This is a genomic window from Mycobacterium kansasii ATCC 12478, from assembly GCF_000157895.3.
In the GTDB taxonomy this organism is placed as follows: domain Bacteria; phylum Actinomycetota; class Actinomycetes; order Mycobacteriales; family Mycobacteriaceae; genus Mycobacterium; species Mycobacterium kansasii.
In genome coordinates this window covers 2,762,695-2,775,848 of sequence record NC_022663.1, presented here as the reverse complement: position 1 = coordinate 2,775,848, position 13,154 = coordinate 2,762,695, and the positions used below count along the sequence as shown (strand labels likewise).

At 67.3% G+C, this 13,154-nt stretch carries 12 protein-coding genes and 2 pseudogenes; 6 read left to right on the top strand and 8 right to left on the bottom strand.

Features of this window, described 5'->3' with window-relative positions; all coding sequences use genetic code 11:
• Window positions 1-144: 144 nt before the first annotated feature.
• The 4 genes and pseudogenes from MKAN_RS11990 to MKAN_RS11975 all read right to left on the bottom strand — a co-directional run bounded on the left by MKAN_RS11990 (window position 145) and on the right by MKAN_RS11975 (window position 3,740).
• Window positions 145-483, bottom strand: a complete 339-nt coding sequence (locus tag MKAN_RS11990) for a DUF2304 domain-containing protein (RefSeq protein ID WP_023368557.1) — start codon at window positions 481-483, stop codon at window positions 145-147.
• Window positions 480-1,175 carry a glycosyltransferase family 2 protein gene (locus tag MKAN_RS11985; protein WP_023368556.1) on the bottom strand — a complete coding sequence of 232 codons (696 nt, stop codon included), beginning with the start codon at window positions 1,173-1,175 and terminating at the stop codon, window positions 480-482. Before MKAN_RS11985 ends, MKAN_RS11990 begins: the two co-directional genes overlap by 4 nt.
• A gap of 35 nt (window positions 1,176-1,210) precedes the next feature.
• Window positions 1,211-2,493, bottom strand: a pseudogene (locus tag MKAN_RS11980) (hypothetical protein).
• Window positions 2,494-2,570: 77 nt separating this feature from the next.
• Window positions 2,571-3,740 carry a PPE family protein gene (locus MKAN_RS11975; protein ID WP_036394451.1) on the bottom strand — a complete coding sequence of 390 codons (1,170 nt, stop codon included), beginning with the start codon at window positions 3,738-3,740 and terminating at the stop codon, window positions 2,571-2,573.
• 280 nt (window positions 3,741-4,020) lie between these two features.
• Here MKAN_RS11975 and MKAN_RS11970 point away from each other — a divergent pair, with 280 nt between their 5' ends.
• A complete protein-coding gene (locus MKAN_RS11970; RefSeq protein ID WP_023368552.1) occupies window positions 4,021-5,088 on the top strand; it encodes a DUF475 domain-containing protein in 1,068 nt (355 codons plus the stop codon).
• 9 nt (window positions 5,089-5,097) lie between these two features.
• Here the strand turns inward: MKAN_RS11970 and MKAN_RS11965 are convergent, their stop codons facing one another.
• Entirely contained in the window at window positions 5,098-5,586 is a 489-nt protein-coding gene (locus MKAN_RS11965; RefSeq protein ID WP_023368551.1) for an inorganic diphosphatase, read from the bottom strand.
• A 204-nt stretch (window positions 5,587-5,790) separates the two neighbouring features.
• Between MKAN_RS11965 and dacB the strand changes: the two genes are divergently transcribed.
• From dacB to hpt, 4 genes and pseudogenes are all read left to right on the top strand, one after another.
• Window positions 5,791-7,176: a D-alanyl-D-alanine carboxypeptidase/D-alanyl-D-alanine endopeptidase gene (dacB, locus tag MKAN_RS11960; RefSeq protein WP_023368550.1), complete on the top strand. Its 1,386-nt coding sequence runs from the start codon at window positions 5,791-5,793 to the stop codon at window positions 7,174-7,176.
• Entirely contained in the window at window positions 7,173-8,234 is a 1,062-nt protein-coding gene (locus MKAN_RS11955) for a zinc-dependent metalloprotease (RefSeq protein ID WP_036394584.1), read from the top strand. Before dacB ends, MKAN_RS11955 begins: the two co-directional genes overlap by 4 nt.
• On the top strand, window positions 8,213-9,274 hold the full coding sequence (tilS, locus tag MKAN_RS11950; RefSeq protein ID WP_023368548.1) for a tRNA lysidine(34) synthetase TilS: 1,062 nt from the start codon (window positions 8,213-8,215) through the stop codon (window positions 9,272-9,274). The genes MKAN_RS11955 and tilS overlap by 22 nt, the downstream gene beginning before the upstream one ends.
• Window positions 9,271-9,910 (top strand): annotated as a pseudogene (hpt, locus tag MKAN_RS11945) (hypoxanthine phosphoribosyltransferase). The gene tilS and the pseudogene hpt overlap by 4 nt, the downstream one beginning before the upstream one ends.
• Before the next feature lie 3 nt (window positions 9,911-9,913).
• Here the strand turns inward: hpt and MKAN_RS11940 are convergent.
• The 3 genes from MKAN_RS11940 to MKAN_RS11930 form a co-directional block, all read right to left on the bottom strand.
• The gene (locus MKAN_RS11940; RefSeq protein ID WP_023368546.1) at window positions 9,914-10,663 is read right to left on the bottom strand and encodes an SIMPL domain-containing protein; all 750 of its coding nucleotides are present in this window, start codon (window positions 10,661-10,663) and stop codon (window positions 9,914-9,916) included.
• 61 nt (window positions 10,664-10,724) lie between these two features.
• The gene (locus MKAN_RS11935) at window positions 10,725-11,879 is read right to left on the bottom strand and encodes a PPE family protein (protein ID WP_023368545.1); all 1,155 of its coding nucleotides are present in this window, start codon (window positions 11,877-11,879) and stop codon (window positions 10,725-10,727) included.
• 15 nt (window positions 11,880-11,894) lie between these two features.
• Window positions 11,895-12,194 (bottom strand): PE family protein, encoded by a 300-nt coding sequence (locus tag MKAN_RS11930; protein WP_023368544.1) that lies wholly within the window; start codon window positions 12,192-12,194, stop codon window positions 11,895-11,897.
• A 409-nt stretch (window positions 12,195-12,603) separates the two neighbouring features.
• Between MKAN_RS11930 and MKAN_RS11925 the strand changes: the two genes are divergently transcribed.
• Window positions 12,604-12,828, top strand: coding sequence for a hypothetical protein (locus tag MKAN_RS11925; protein WP_129111818.1), 225 nt, complete (start codon window positions 12,604-12,606; stop codon window positions 12,826-12,828).
• The last annotated feature ends 326 nt before the right edge of the window (window positions 12,829-13,154 follow it).

The window sequence follows — 13,154 nt, the reverse complement described above, 5'->3', positions numbered from 1 at the left end:
CAACACGAAGTCGAAGAGCCCGCGAAACACCTGGACTTGAGCCGCAATGTACACCCAGCAGGGCGGCGACGCCGAAGAATTGACGAGGCCGTTAGGCGAGGCTGAACCCGCCGTACTGCTGAATCCGCCGGTGCTGCGTCGCAGTCACGCCTGCGGCGCTTGAGCGCCCTCGAGCGCGACTGCCCGGGCCAACCGTGCGTAGCGCAACTCCAGGTCCTTGAACCGCATATAGGTGCTCAGAGTGGTGAAACTGAACGCCATGATCAGCGCGTAGAGCATCAGGTCGGTGCCGCGGCGCACCCCGAACCAGTGTGCGACCACGGTGGTGTCGTCCGGCCGCAGCACCGCGTAGACGCCGCCCAGCACGAACAATACGTACCCCACCTTGACCCACGCCCGCGAGCGCGCGCTGCGGCGCGATCGCAGCAGATACACCAGCAGGACGACGATCGACCCGATCAGCAGCACCTGGATCCAGTTCAACGCCGTATCCTTCCTCGCAAGAACCCGTCGAAAATGATGTTGACGCCGTTGAGCAGTGGCTGGCCCTTGGACTTCGAATACTCGGTGTAGAGCACTTCGACGGGCTCTTCGGCTACCCGCCAATGGTTTTCAGCGATCAACATGATGAATTCGGTGGCGTGGCTCATGCCGCTCATGGTGAAATTCAGGCCGTCGGCGACCGTCTTGTTGAACACCCGCAGCCCGTTGTTGGTATCGGTCAGGCCGAGCCGCCGTCCTCGTCGGCTCAGCCGTGCCGCGGTCTGCAGCACGAGTCGCTTCAGCAGCGGTGGACGGTTGGTGACGGATCCGCCGAACCGCGTCCCGATCACCACGTCCACGTCACCGGCGGACAGCCGGTCGATCATGGCGGCCACGTCCTTGACGCGGTGCTGGCCGTCGGCGTCGAACGTGGCGAACACCTGAGCGCCGGGCTGGCTGCGGGCGTACTCGACGCCGGTCTGGATGGCTGCGCCCTGGCCCAGGTTGACCGGATGGCGCACCAGGTGGGCGCCGGCCCTCAGGGCGATGTCCCCGGTGCCATCGGTGCTGCCGTCGTCGACGCAGACGACGTGGTCGAAGACGGACCGCACATCGGCAATTACGTCGCCGATCACAGCGGCTTCGTTGAAGGCGGGGATGACGATCCAGACGTCGGAGTAATGCGAGGTCATTTAAGTCCACAAGTTACACGTTGGGCCTGCACTGATCATCGGCTACGCGCCAGCGCCGCCAGATGAACGCCGATGCCCATCAGCGGGCCGCACAACAATGCGACGACCGTGCGGGTCTCCAGCGGCACCGGCAACAACAGCAGCAAGCCGGAAGGCACCGTCGCGCCGACCCAGCCCAGGGAATACGCCCGGTGCAGCGCGGCCGCTACGGCGGCGGCGCCAGTGAGCGTCAGCATCGCGATCGCCACCGCGGCGGCCGTCAGCCAGGCCAGCAGCGCGCCGCTGGCCTGGTATTGCGGCCCGAACAGGGCGCGCAGCAGCCACGGGCCGACCAGACCGGACGCCAGCACCCCTACGGCACCGATCCCGCCGATCACCGCCGCCGGCGACAGCAGCGCCCGAACCCGGTGGGTGCTTTCGTCGACGAAATGGGCGATGAGATTTCCCTGCATCGCCGTCAGCGGCACCAGCAGCGGGGCTCGGGTCAACGTCACCGCCAGGATGACGACGCCGCCGCGGGCGCCCAGCTCGTCGGAGGTCAGCTTCAGCAGCACCGGAAAACCCATCACCAGGATCGCGCTGGCACCTGCGGCGGTGATCGAATGAGCTGCGCCCCGCAGGAACGTGGCGGTGCTGCCGGGTGTGAGCAAGCGTGCGGCAACGCGCGTGGTCGGCGACGCCGCCAGCATGATCAGCCAGGCCACCGAGCCGGCCACGGTGGCCCACAGGAAGCCGACCAGACCCCATCCGACGACGAACGTGCCCGCGGCCACCGCAACCCGGATGACCGCGTCGGTCACCATCAACGCCCCGTATTGGGTCCACCGGTTCATCCCGGCCAGCATGCCCATCAGCGTGGCGTGCAGGCAGAATCCGGCCAGGCCGACGCTGAGCAGTCCCACCGACAGCCACCGCGCCTCGACGAACATCCGCCCGCTCCACAGCGGCGCGCTCCCGGCGATCACGACGGCTGCGGCGACGCCGACGAGTGCGGCGGCCCGCAGCGGATGAATACGACTGCCGTCCGGCAATACGTCCAGGTACTGCATCGACCGGACTTCCCGGGTGGTTTCTTGCAGCAATCCGAAGGCGGCCCCGGCGACCAGCCCGAAAGCGCCCCAGAACACCCCGAAGACCGAGAAACCACTCGGAGCGAGATTGCGGGCGGCCAAGTAGATCACCGCGTAGCCGCACAGCCCGGTGACGGCGGTGGCGATGCCGACCCGCGCGACGCTGCCGCGGGTGATCGGCCCCCGGGGGCGGGGGCCGTGCTCGCGGTACCGCCGACGTCGGTCACCGTGGCCGCATTAACGGCCAACCGACCCGATGCGTGCCACGTTCGCACATACTAGGCGGGCCGGGCGCCCCGGTTCGTGAGGCCGGTTAAGCCCGGCCTTATCCGATCCCGGTACGCGGGATCACACTCGGGCGCGCCTGCACCACATGCGGGTTAGCACCGCCGCGGCCCATCATCCCGCCGGGCATCCCCGCCCCCGCACCACCGGCACCCATCGGCATCGGCATCATCGGCATCCCACCACCGGTCCCGGCTGCCTGCGCCAGCTCCGCCGCCGTGGGCACCCCACCCAACCCCGCCATCGCCGCACTCGACATCCCCTTGGGCATCGACCCCTCCCACGTCGGCGGCACCGACATCGCCCCCACCAACCGCGCCTTACCCAACTCCGCGCCAATACCCGCACCCACCCCCGCGCCACCGCCGAGGCCCTTCATCGGATTGACATCACCGACAAACTTCGGCGCATCAGCCAGACCCTCCCACGCCGCCGCCCCCGCCAACCCCGCGGTACCCGCATTGGCCGTGCCGCCCAACTGCATCAGCGGCCCGAGCATCATGCTGGCCGGCTGCGCCGCAACCTGCGCCACCTGCATCACCGACGACACCGGCACCGCCGAGGCCAACGACTGCACCCCGCTCACCACCCCCGGAACCCCCGCCAGCGCACCCTGCAACGCCGGCGACACCGCCCCCGTCGCCGCCGCGCTCACCTGGGCCGCGACCTGCCCAGCCAACCCCGCCAAATCCAACGGCGGCACACCAAACGGCATCAACTCCGCAGCCGCCGCCCCCGCCCCCGCGTCATAGCCCACCATCGCCCCCACATCCTGAGCCCACATCTCCACATAATCGAACTCAGTAGCCGCAATCGCCGGCGTGTTCTGACCCAAGAAATTGGTCGCCACCAACGCCCCCAACAACACCCGATTCGCCGCCACCGCCGCCGGATGCACCGTCGCCGCCACCGCCGACTCAAACGCCGTCGCCGCCACCACCGCCGAGGCCGCCGCCGTCTCCGCCTGCACCGCCGCCGCGCTCAACCACCCCACATACGGCGCCGCCGCCGCCGCCATCGACACCGACGCCGGACCCGCCCACGGCCCACCCGTCAACCCCGCAATCACCGCATCAAACGACGACGCCGACCCCGCCAACTCCGCAGCCAGACCCGCCCACGCCGACGCCGCCGCAAACAACGGCCCCGCCCCAGCACCAGCAAAGATCCGCGCCGAATTGATCTCCGGCGGCAACCACGCAAAATCCATCACATTCTTCTCATCGTCTCGAGGGCCGCAGGGGACCCGGTTCCGGGTGACATGGCCAAACTGTTGACAAGGGATGCTCCTTCACAAAGTTGCGGCGCCGTGGTCGCTCAGCATGTCCACGAGAGCTTGCGACCAGGCCGCGGGGTCGAGGACAAGCCTGTCAGGGATTGATTGAGTGGCTGTTGGGTAAAAATGAAATGGGCGGCCAGTCGGTATCTGCGCCGCCATCGTGAAGCCGATATCCGGCCGCAGCATTCCGGGCGGCGCTCGGAAGGGAACCATGACAACGATCCGCATTTTCGGATTGTCGCTGCTGTTCACCACGGGTGCGCTGGCCATCGGCTACTGGCACGGCGGGCCGACTGCGCTGTTCTTGCTGGTGGTGCTGGCGGTGCTGGAGGTGTCGCTGTCCTTCGACAACGCCATCATCAATGCCGCGATCCTGAAGCAGATGAGCCGGTTCTGGCAGCAAATGTTCCTGACTGTCGGGATTCTGATCGCGGTGTTCGGGATGCGGTTGGTGTTTCCGTTGGCCATCGTGTGGGTTACCGCCGGGCTGGACCCGGTACATGCGATGGACCTGGCGCTCAATCCGCCGCCCAACGGCGCACTGGAGTTTCCGGACGGCTCGCCCAGCTACGAAAAGCTGATCAAAGCCGCCCATCCACAGATTGCGGCATTCGGCGGAATGTTCTTGCTGATGTTGTTCCTGGACTTCGTTTTTCACGACCGGGACATCAAGTGGCTGAAGTGGATCGAAGCGCCGTTCGCCCGCGTCGGCCGGCTCGGGCAGGTGCCGGTGGTGGTGGCGTGTGTTGCGCTGGTCCTCGTCGGCACGGAGTTGACGCACTCGGGCGACGAACGGGCGAACGTGCTGATAGCCGGGCTACTTGGTCTGGTCATCTACCTCGTCGTCAACGGTTTGAGCCGGGCGTTTCGCCCCCCGGAAGCAGCAGCCGACGTCGGGGGAGCGGGGGCCGTCGGCAAAGCCGGCTTCACGCTCTTCCTCTATCTCGAGGTGCTCGATGCGTCTTTTTCCTTCGACGGTGTCACCGGAGCCTTCGCGATCACCAGCGACCCGATCATCATTGCGCTGGGCCTCGGCCTGGTGGGCGCCATGTTCGTCCGGTCGATCACCATCTATCTGGTCCGCCAAGAGACCCTGGACCGGTACGTATATCTCGAGCACGGCGCGCATTGGGCGATCGGGGCTCTCGCGGTGATCATGCTGATATCCGTCAACCACCGCTTACAGTTGCCGGAGTGGATCACCGCCTCGATCGGGGTGGTATTCATCGCGGCCGCCGTCACCAACAGCGTGCTGCGCAATCGGCGAATCGCCAGGTGATGCGCGAAATCAGTGCCCGCTGGCCTGGAATCGCTCCACCGAGCGCTGCACCTCGGCTTCGGCTTCCTTGCGGCCCACCCAGTCGGCGGCCTTGACGAACTTGCCCGGCTCCAGGTCCTTGTAGTGCACGAAGAAGTGCTTGATCGCGTCCAATTCGAAGGCCGGAACGTTCTCGAGGTCCTGGATGTGGTCCCAGCGGTGGTCGTCGGCCGGGACGCACAGCACCTTGTCGTCGCCGCCCTTCTCGTCGACCATGCGGAACATTCCGACCGGCCGGGCCGCCACCAGCACCCCCGGGAACACCGCCTCGGGCAGCAGCACCATCGCGTCCAGCGGGTCGCCGTCCTCACCGAGGGTGTCCTCGATGAAGCCGTAGTCTGCCGGGTAGGCCATCGGGGTGTAGAGGTAGCGGTCCAGGCGGATCCGGCCCGTCTCGTGGTCGATCTCGTACTTGTTGCGCTGGCCCTTGGGAATTTCGATGGTCACGTCGAATTGCACCGCGTGGCTCCTTTGGATAAACGAGTGGATAAGCGTGGATAAGCAAGGCCCGGGAGAGGCTTGAGTAGGTCCAATGCCGTCGCGGCTACACCCTAGTCCAGCGATACCGCGGCGCTGCCCCGTGGCCGGTTCGGCACAATGGGACACGGAAAGGACCGGAAAGGACCGGAAAGACCGGAAAGGGCGCTGTAAGGCAGGAGAGTCATGGGTCCCAAACGTTGGCGAAAGACCACCCACGTGTTCGTCGGGGTGGCCGTGCTGGCGTTTGTCGCTGCCGTGGTAGCGGCCGCGGCGTTCTTCACGACCGGTAGTCACGGAGCCGGTGCGCGCCCGCCGGTCCCGCCGCCGCGCCCGCCCACGGTCAAGCCGGGGGTGACTCCGGTTGTCGACACGGCTCCGGCGCCCAGCGCAGCGGGGGTGGCCGCGGCGCTGGCGCAGGCCGCGGCGGACCCCAACCTGGGCAGGCTGGGCGGCCGGGTCACCGACGCCTTGACCGGCCAGGAGCTGTGGCGCCAGCTTGACGACATGCCGTTGATCCCGGCGTCGACCAATAAGGTGCTGACCGCGACGGCGGCATTGCTCACCCTGGACCGACAGGCTCGGGTCAGCACTCGCGTGGTGGCCGGCACCCGCGACAGCCTGGGGCCGGTGGTGCTGGTGGGCGCGGGGGACCCGACGCTGTCGGCCGCGCCACCGGGTGTCGACACCTGGTACCGAGGCGCGGCGCGCATCAGTGACCTCGTCGAACAGATCCGCCGCAGCGGCATGACACCGACAGCCGTGCAAGTCGACATCTCCGCGTTCACCGGCCCGACCATGGCACCGGGCTGGGACCCGGCCGACGTCGACAACGGGGACATCGCCCCGATCGAGGCGGCCATGATCGACGCCGGCCGGATCCAGCCCACCACCGTCAACTCCCGGCGGTCGCGCACCCCGGCGCTGGACGCCGGACGGGAGCTGGCCGAAGCCTTGGGCCTGGACCCGGCGGCGGTGACGATCGCCTCGGCACCGGCCGGCGCGCGGCAGCTGGCCGTGGTGCAGTCGGCGCCGTTGATCCAACGGCTGTCCCAAATGATGAACGCCTCCGACAACGTGATGGCCGAATGCATCGCCCGTGAGGTGGCCGCCGCCATCAACCGTCCGCAGAGCTTCACCGGTGCGGTCGACGCGGTGATCACCCGGCTCAACAGCGCACACATCGACACCACCGGCGCCGCGCTGGCCGATTCCAGCGGATTGTCGGTCAATGACCGGCTCACGGCCCGCACCCTCGACGGGGCCATGCAGGCCGCGGCGGGACCGGACCAGCCGGCGTTGCGCCCGTTGCTGGATCTGCTGCCGATTGCCGGTGGCAGCGGCACGCTGGGCGAGCGCTTTCTCGACCGGGCCACCAACCTGGGCCCGGCCGGCTGGTTGCGGGCCAAAACCGGCTCGTTGACGGCCATCAACTCGCTGGTCGGGGTGCTCACCGACAGCAGCGGACGGGTGCTGACATTTGCGTTCCTGTCCAACGATGCCGGGCCGAACGGGCGCAACGCGATGGACGCCCTGGCGACCAAACTGTGGTTCTGCGGGTGCACGACGTGACAGCACCCTCGGAGCTGACCCTGGGCAACACCGTCGATTGGCGCTTCGCGGCCACAGTGGGGGAGCGGCTGGCCCGCCCGGGCCCGCCGTCCACCGAATACACCCGCCGCCAGGTGATCGGCGAGCTGATGCGGGCGGCGGAGAAGGCAGAACCGCCGGTGCGCGACGTGACCGGGCTGATCACCGCAGGTGCGGTGCCGCCGGCGCGCGTCCTGGACCGGCCGGCATGGGTTCGGGCGGCCGCCGAATCGATGCGGGCGATGACCAACGGCACCGACAAGCCCCGGGGTTTTCTCACCGGCCGGATCACCGGCGCCCAGACCGGGGCGGTGCTGGCGTTCGTGGCTTCGGGCATCCTCGGCCAGTACGACCCGTTCGCCGCCGCCGACGGCGCCGGAATAGGCGGCCTGCTACTGGTGTATCCCAACGTCATCGCGGTCGAGCGGCAACTGCGGGTCGACCCTTCGGATTTCCGGCTGTGGGTGTGTCTGCATGAGGTCACGCACCGGGTGCAATTCACCGCCAACCCCTGGCTGGCCGGCTACATGCAGGAAGCGCTGGGTCTGCTCACCCGGGAACCGGCCGATGATCTCGGCCAGGTGGTGAGCCGGCTGGCGGACTTCGTCCGCAACCGCGGCGACTCGTCCGACGATTCCGGCGGCCACGTGTCCGGCATTCTGGGCGTGGTGCGCGCCGTGCAGTCCGAGGCGCAACGCCGGGCCCTGGATCAGCTGTTGGTGCTCGGCACGCTGCTGGAAGGCCACGCCGAGCATGTGATGGACGCGGTGGGGCCGGTGGTGGTGCCGTCGGTGGCCACCATCCGCCGCCGCTTCGACGAACGACGTCAGCGCAAGCAACCGCCGCTGCAGCGGCTGCTGCGGGCCCTGCTGGGCTTCGACGCCAAGCTCAGTCAGTACACCCGCGGCAAGGCGTTCGTCGACGAGGTGGTGAGCCGGGTCGGGATGAAGCGATTCAACACGATCTGGACGGGTCCGCAGACACTGCCCCTGCCGGCCGAGATCGAAAACCCGCAGCGATGGATCGACCGGGTGCTGTAGCGCAGCTGCGCAGGGCTGTCGAGAAATTCGTCGCCCAATACCTCGGCTCCGCCGAGCATTTCGGCTCCCCCGAGCATTTCGGCTCCGCCGGGCATTTCGGCTCCGCTGAGCATTTCGGCTCCGCCGGGCATTTCGGCTCCGCCGAGCGGTGGTGCGTCGGGCTGTCCGGCGGCCCGGACTCGTTGGCGCTCACTGCTGTTGCGGCACAACTGCGGCCCACCACCGCACTGATCGTCGACCACGGGTTGCAGCTGGGTTCGGCTGCGGTCGCCGAAACTGCACGGGCACAAGCTATTTCGCTTGGTTGCGATGACGCGCAGGTGATTTGCGTTCAGGTCGGCACTGCGGGCGGTTTGGAGGCGGCGGCCCGAGCCGCCCGTTACGCCGCGCTTCAGGCCCATCGCGACGGTCCAGTCTTGTTGGGGCACACGCTCGATGACCAAGCCGAGACGGTGCTGCTGGGGCTCGGCCGAGGTTCGGGGCCGCGGTCGATCGCCGGCATGCGCCCCTACGACCCGCCGTGGTGCCGGCCGCTGCTGGGGGTGCGTCGTGACGTGACGCAGGCCGCCTGCCGGGAGCTGGGCCTGACCGCTTGGCAGGATCCGCACAACACCGACCGGCGCTTCACCCGGACAAGGCTGCGCCAGGAGGTGCTGCCGCTGCTGGAGGACGTCCTGGGCGGGGGCGTGGCCGAGGCGCTGGCCCGCACCGCGACCGCGTTGCGCGAGGACACCGACCTGATCGACACCATCGCGGCCCGGGCGCTGACCGCCGCGGCAGCCGGTTCGGGGCTGGACACCGCGGCGCTCACCGCGCTGCCGGGCCCGGTGCGACGCCGGGTGATCCGCCGCTGGCTGCTGGCCGGCGGCGCGACCGGGCTGACCGACAAGCAGATCCGCGGCGTCGACGCGCTGGTCACCGACTGGCATGGCCAGGGTGGCGTGGCGGTCGGGTCGGCATCTCGGGGTCAGCGATTGTTCGCGGGACGACGTGACTGCGTGCTGTCCTTGCGGCTCGAGCCTGTCGGGAAACCGATTTGACGCCTGCGTTGGTTGTCGGTCGGTCGACGTCGCTACGCTGTGGTCGTGGCTGAGACCTTCCCGGGGCAGATAGCGGAGCTATACCCGGGGGATATCAAGTCCGTGCTGCTCACCGAGGAGCAGATTAAGCGCCGCATCGCCGAGCTCGCCGCCCAGATCGGCGACGACTATCGCGACGTGTCCACGGCGACCGGCCAGGATCTGTTGTTGGTCACCGTGCTGAAGGGCGCGGTGCTCTTTGTCACGGACCTGGCGCGTGCGATTCCGTTACCCACCCAGTTCGAATTCATGGCGGTGAGTTCCTATGGGTCCTCGACGTCGTCGTCGGGAGTGGTGCGCATCCTCAAGGACCTCGACCGCGACATCCACGACCGTGATGTGCTGATCGTCGAGGACGTCGTCGACTCGGGTTTGACGCTTTCCTGGCTGTTGCGCAACCTCAAGAGCCGGCATCCGAGGTCGCTGCGGGTGTGCACGCTGCTGCGTAAGCCTGATGCGCTGGGAGCCAACGTCGATATCGCCTACGTCGGCTTCGACATTCCCAACGACTTCGTGGTGGGTTACGGCCTGGACTACGACGAGCGCTACCGCGACCTGTCATACATCGGGACGTTGGACCCCCGGGTCTATCAGTAGCACTTAGTCCAGTTCCCACACCGCGGTCACCGAGAAGCTGACCGTCTGCTGACCGGGTTCGATGGGCACCGGGGTCGCCGCGCGCGGCGGCGCCGGCGGGGCGGTCCTCGTCGGCGCGGTGGAACCGGACCCCTCCGAGATCGACAGCACTTTGCCCAGGCGCAGCCCCGACAACTGCGCGTATTGCTGGGCACGGTTTTTGGCGTCGTCGAAGGCGCGGGCCCGCGCATCCTTCACCAGCTGTGAGTCGTCGGCGATGGAATAGCTGACCGAACTGATCCGGGTGGCGTCACCGCCCGTGGTGACGATCAGGGCCAGCAGCCGCGATGCGGCGTCGGTGGGGTGAATCTTGACCTCGATCGCGTTGTCGGCGCGGTAGCTGGTGATCGTGGCGGTTCCGCCCGGCTCCGCGCTGCTGTATTGCGGTTGCAGGCTGACCTCGGTGGTGCGAATATCCTTGCGGTCCACCCCGGCCCCCAGCAGCGCATTGATCACCGCCTGCTGGCGGTCGTTGGTCTGGTTCATGGCGCTGGTGACGTCGGCTGCGGTGAACTCGATTGCGACGTCGGCGGTCAACGTGTCCGGAACCCCTTGCACCTGCCCCGACCCGAAGACGGTCACCTGACGCGGATTGGCTCCGGGCGGCGACGCATTGTGGGAATCGCACCCTGACAGCGACGCGGCGACCAGTCCCGCGACGGCCAGGGCAACCGCCTTGCGGACGACCCGTGGGGCGCTTTGTGTGAACGGCATGCGCTAGCCTAGCGCCGCTTCGGCGCCGGGAAGCGAAATCCGCGCCGTCGCTTCGGCTCTGCTAACCGCCGGCGGGCGTTCGAGGGATGAACCTTGTCCGGGCCATCGGCGCGGCACCCGCGCGGGCGACCCCGGTTCCGGCCAGGCTGGACATTGCCATTTGGACCCACGGCGTACCGGAGTCTGGATCGGCCGCGACCGCGCCGGGCAACAGGTCGGCGTCGGGAAGGATTGCCGGGGCTTTCACGGCCCAACTTGGCGGTACCGACAGCCGTCCGATCGAGTCCGCGCTGCCCAAGGCCGCGCTGACCTGATGTGCCGGGGCGGTGATGGGCATCATGTGGGTCGCCGCGGCGGCACCACCCATCGCGGCCTTGGCCAGCGCCTTGGTTGCAATCTTTTGCATCATGCTGCCCATGTTCATCCCGTCCATGACGGAGAGGGAAAAGATGGTTGGTTCGAACGCCACCTTGCCCCCCAGTAGTCCCCACTCGGTCGTCTTCCGCATCGCACTCGCGGCGTCGGTTATAGCGGTCCACACTTTCGACCAAGTGCCGGAGCCGGCCGGGGAAGCGAGTGCGTGCAGTGCCGAGGGTGTCAGCTCGTGCAGCCGCGCCACCTGCTGAAGTACCTCGCCCGAGGCGTGTGCGGTGCCGACCGCCCGCGCGGCGAACTGGCCCACGAGTCCGCCCGGATCGGTGGTCGGCGCCGGCGCAGTGAACGGTGTCAGACGTGAAGCGGCCGCCGACGCTTCGGCATAGGCGTACATGGCGGCGGCGTCCTGCGCCCACATCCTGCCGTAATCCGCTTCGTTGAGCATGATCAGCGGGGTGTTCTGGCCGAAGAAGTTGGTAGCGACCAGCACATGGTGCACGAGCCGGTTGGTCAGGACTTCTGCCAGCGGCACCGTCATCAGGTGCGCGATCTCGTAAGCGGCTGCGAACAACCGCGCGTGCTGTCCAGCCCGTTCGGCTTCTGCAGCGCTCGCCGTCAACCACGCCACGAAATGCGTGGCTGCTGCCGTCATCTTTGTCGCCGACGGTCCTCGCCACGACATGGCCAGGTTGGCGAGCATCGTTGCATACGTGCCGGCCGCATCGTAGAAATTGGCGGCCATCTCATCCCAGGCGACTGCGGCCGCATGCAGCGAGCCGGCGCCTGGGCCGGCCCACATCCGGCCGGAGTTGACCTCCGGCGGCAATAGCGCGTAATCCATTGTGGCACTGCTCTTCTACGCTAGACCGACTCTATTCGTGGCCTCAACGACGGTGTACGAATCCCCACAAGCCGCCAGCGTCGCGACAAACGCCTCGTGAATCGCGATGGCCCGGGTGTAGACCGCCTGAAACGCCTTCGCGTGTGCCGCGAAATGCATCGCTGTCAACGCCGAAACCTCGTCGCCCGCAGGCGGAATCACATTCATCGTGGCAGCGGCTGCGGCCGCGTTACGGGAGATCATCGACGAGCCGAGCGTTTGCAGCTTGGTTGCCGCTGACTGCAGCATTTCCGGCTCTGTAGTGAGAATCGACATCAGGAAACTAAACCTCCGCGACTTATCAAGGCGTGTAGTTGAATGGACATCGGCGGCTACGGTGCCGTCAAGCCCGATTGGCCATACCCTGCCGAGCGCCCTTGGGGTACAGGTATGTTGGTGCGACTTCGTTGTCGGAGAGTGACGCTTTCGTCCGAAAGTCGTTGTGAGCGAACCGCTGAACTAGACCGCCGCCGGTGCGGAGATTTCGGCGTCGACGTGCTGGCCTAGGGGCCGTGGATGGTGTTGTCGTTCGACCTCGCACAAGTGTTTCGCACGGCCGGGCCGTTTGGTACGGAGCGCATACCCATGCCTCCTGGACTAGTGCGAGCTCATTGGCGACCGTCGGGAGGGGGACCTATCGTGAGCCCGATCACAACGATGCTGGAGGCGAAGGTAGCACTGGGACATGATTTTTGTCAACCGTAGTTGCCCAATGATTCGGATGGCTGCGCCGGGCGAGCCGCTCGCTCGCCGGCCCGGCGACGGCGGCAAGCGCTTGGGTCGCTTCGCGGACCCGGACTGCACATTGAGCAAAAATTTCCAGCAGCAAATTTCTGATCCCGCATTCCCGCCAAAACCCGCGCTGTTAAAGGCGACCGTATCGGTGCACCGGACCGGCTCTGTCCGCTGACACCGGTCGCCGGGTGCCAACCCGCAGTGCCGGTGTCTCCGCGGCCATTACTCGTCACCGTGGTCGGGTCACCTTTGATTGGTTCCGGGGTGGCGTGGTGAGGCGGATAGCCGTGTTGCCAGCGAGTGTGGCGCATCTGTTGTGGATCTGAGGCTCGATAACGCGCTAGTCGGACGGTCAATGGCGGCGTGGATGCGCTGTCCGAACCAATTACCATATCGCGCTTGAAGGCTTCGCCCCGAACTTCATATCAAACTCTAATCATATTTGATTCAGATATGTTTCATAGAATAATTCCAACTGCCCTGCGTGTTTGCCCCAGCAAA

Coding starts and splice junctions, on each gene's coding strand:
- MKAN_RS11985 (WP_023368556.1), bottom strand. CDS start 1,175: ATGACCTCGCATTACTCCGACGTCTGGATCGTCATCCCCGCCTTCAAC.
- MKAN_RS11975 (WP_036394451.1), bottom strand. CDS start 3,740: ATGGATTTTGCGTGGTTGCCGCCGGAGATCAATTCGGCGCGGATCTTT.
- MKAN_RS11970 (WP_023368552.1), top strand. CDS start 4,021: ATGACAACGATCCGCATTTTCGGATTGTCGCTGCTGTTCACCACGGGT.
- dacB (WP_023368550.1), top strand. CDS start 5,791: ATGGGTCCCAAACGTTGGCGAAAGACCACCCACGTGTTCGTCGGGGTG.
- tilS (WP_023368548.1), top strand. CDS start 8,213: ATGGATCGACCGGGTGCTGTAGCGCAGCTGCGCAGGGCTGTCGAGAAA.
- MKAN_RS11940 (WP_023368546.1), bottom strand. CDS start 10,663: ATGCCGTTCACACAAAGCGCCCCACGGGTCGTCCGCAAGGCGGTTGCC.
- MKAN_RS11935 (WP_023368545.1), bottom strand. CDS start 11,879: ATGGATTACGCGCTATTGCCGCCGGAGGTCAACTCCGGCCGGATGTGG.
- MKAN_RS11930 (WP_023368544.1), bottom strand. CDS start 12,194: ATGTCGATTCTCACTACAGAGCCGGAAATGCTGCAGTCAGCGGCAACC.
- MKAN_RS11925 (WP_129111818.1), top strand. CDS start 12,604: ATGATTTTTGTCAACCGTAGTTGCCCAATGATTCGGATGGCTGCGCCG.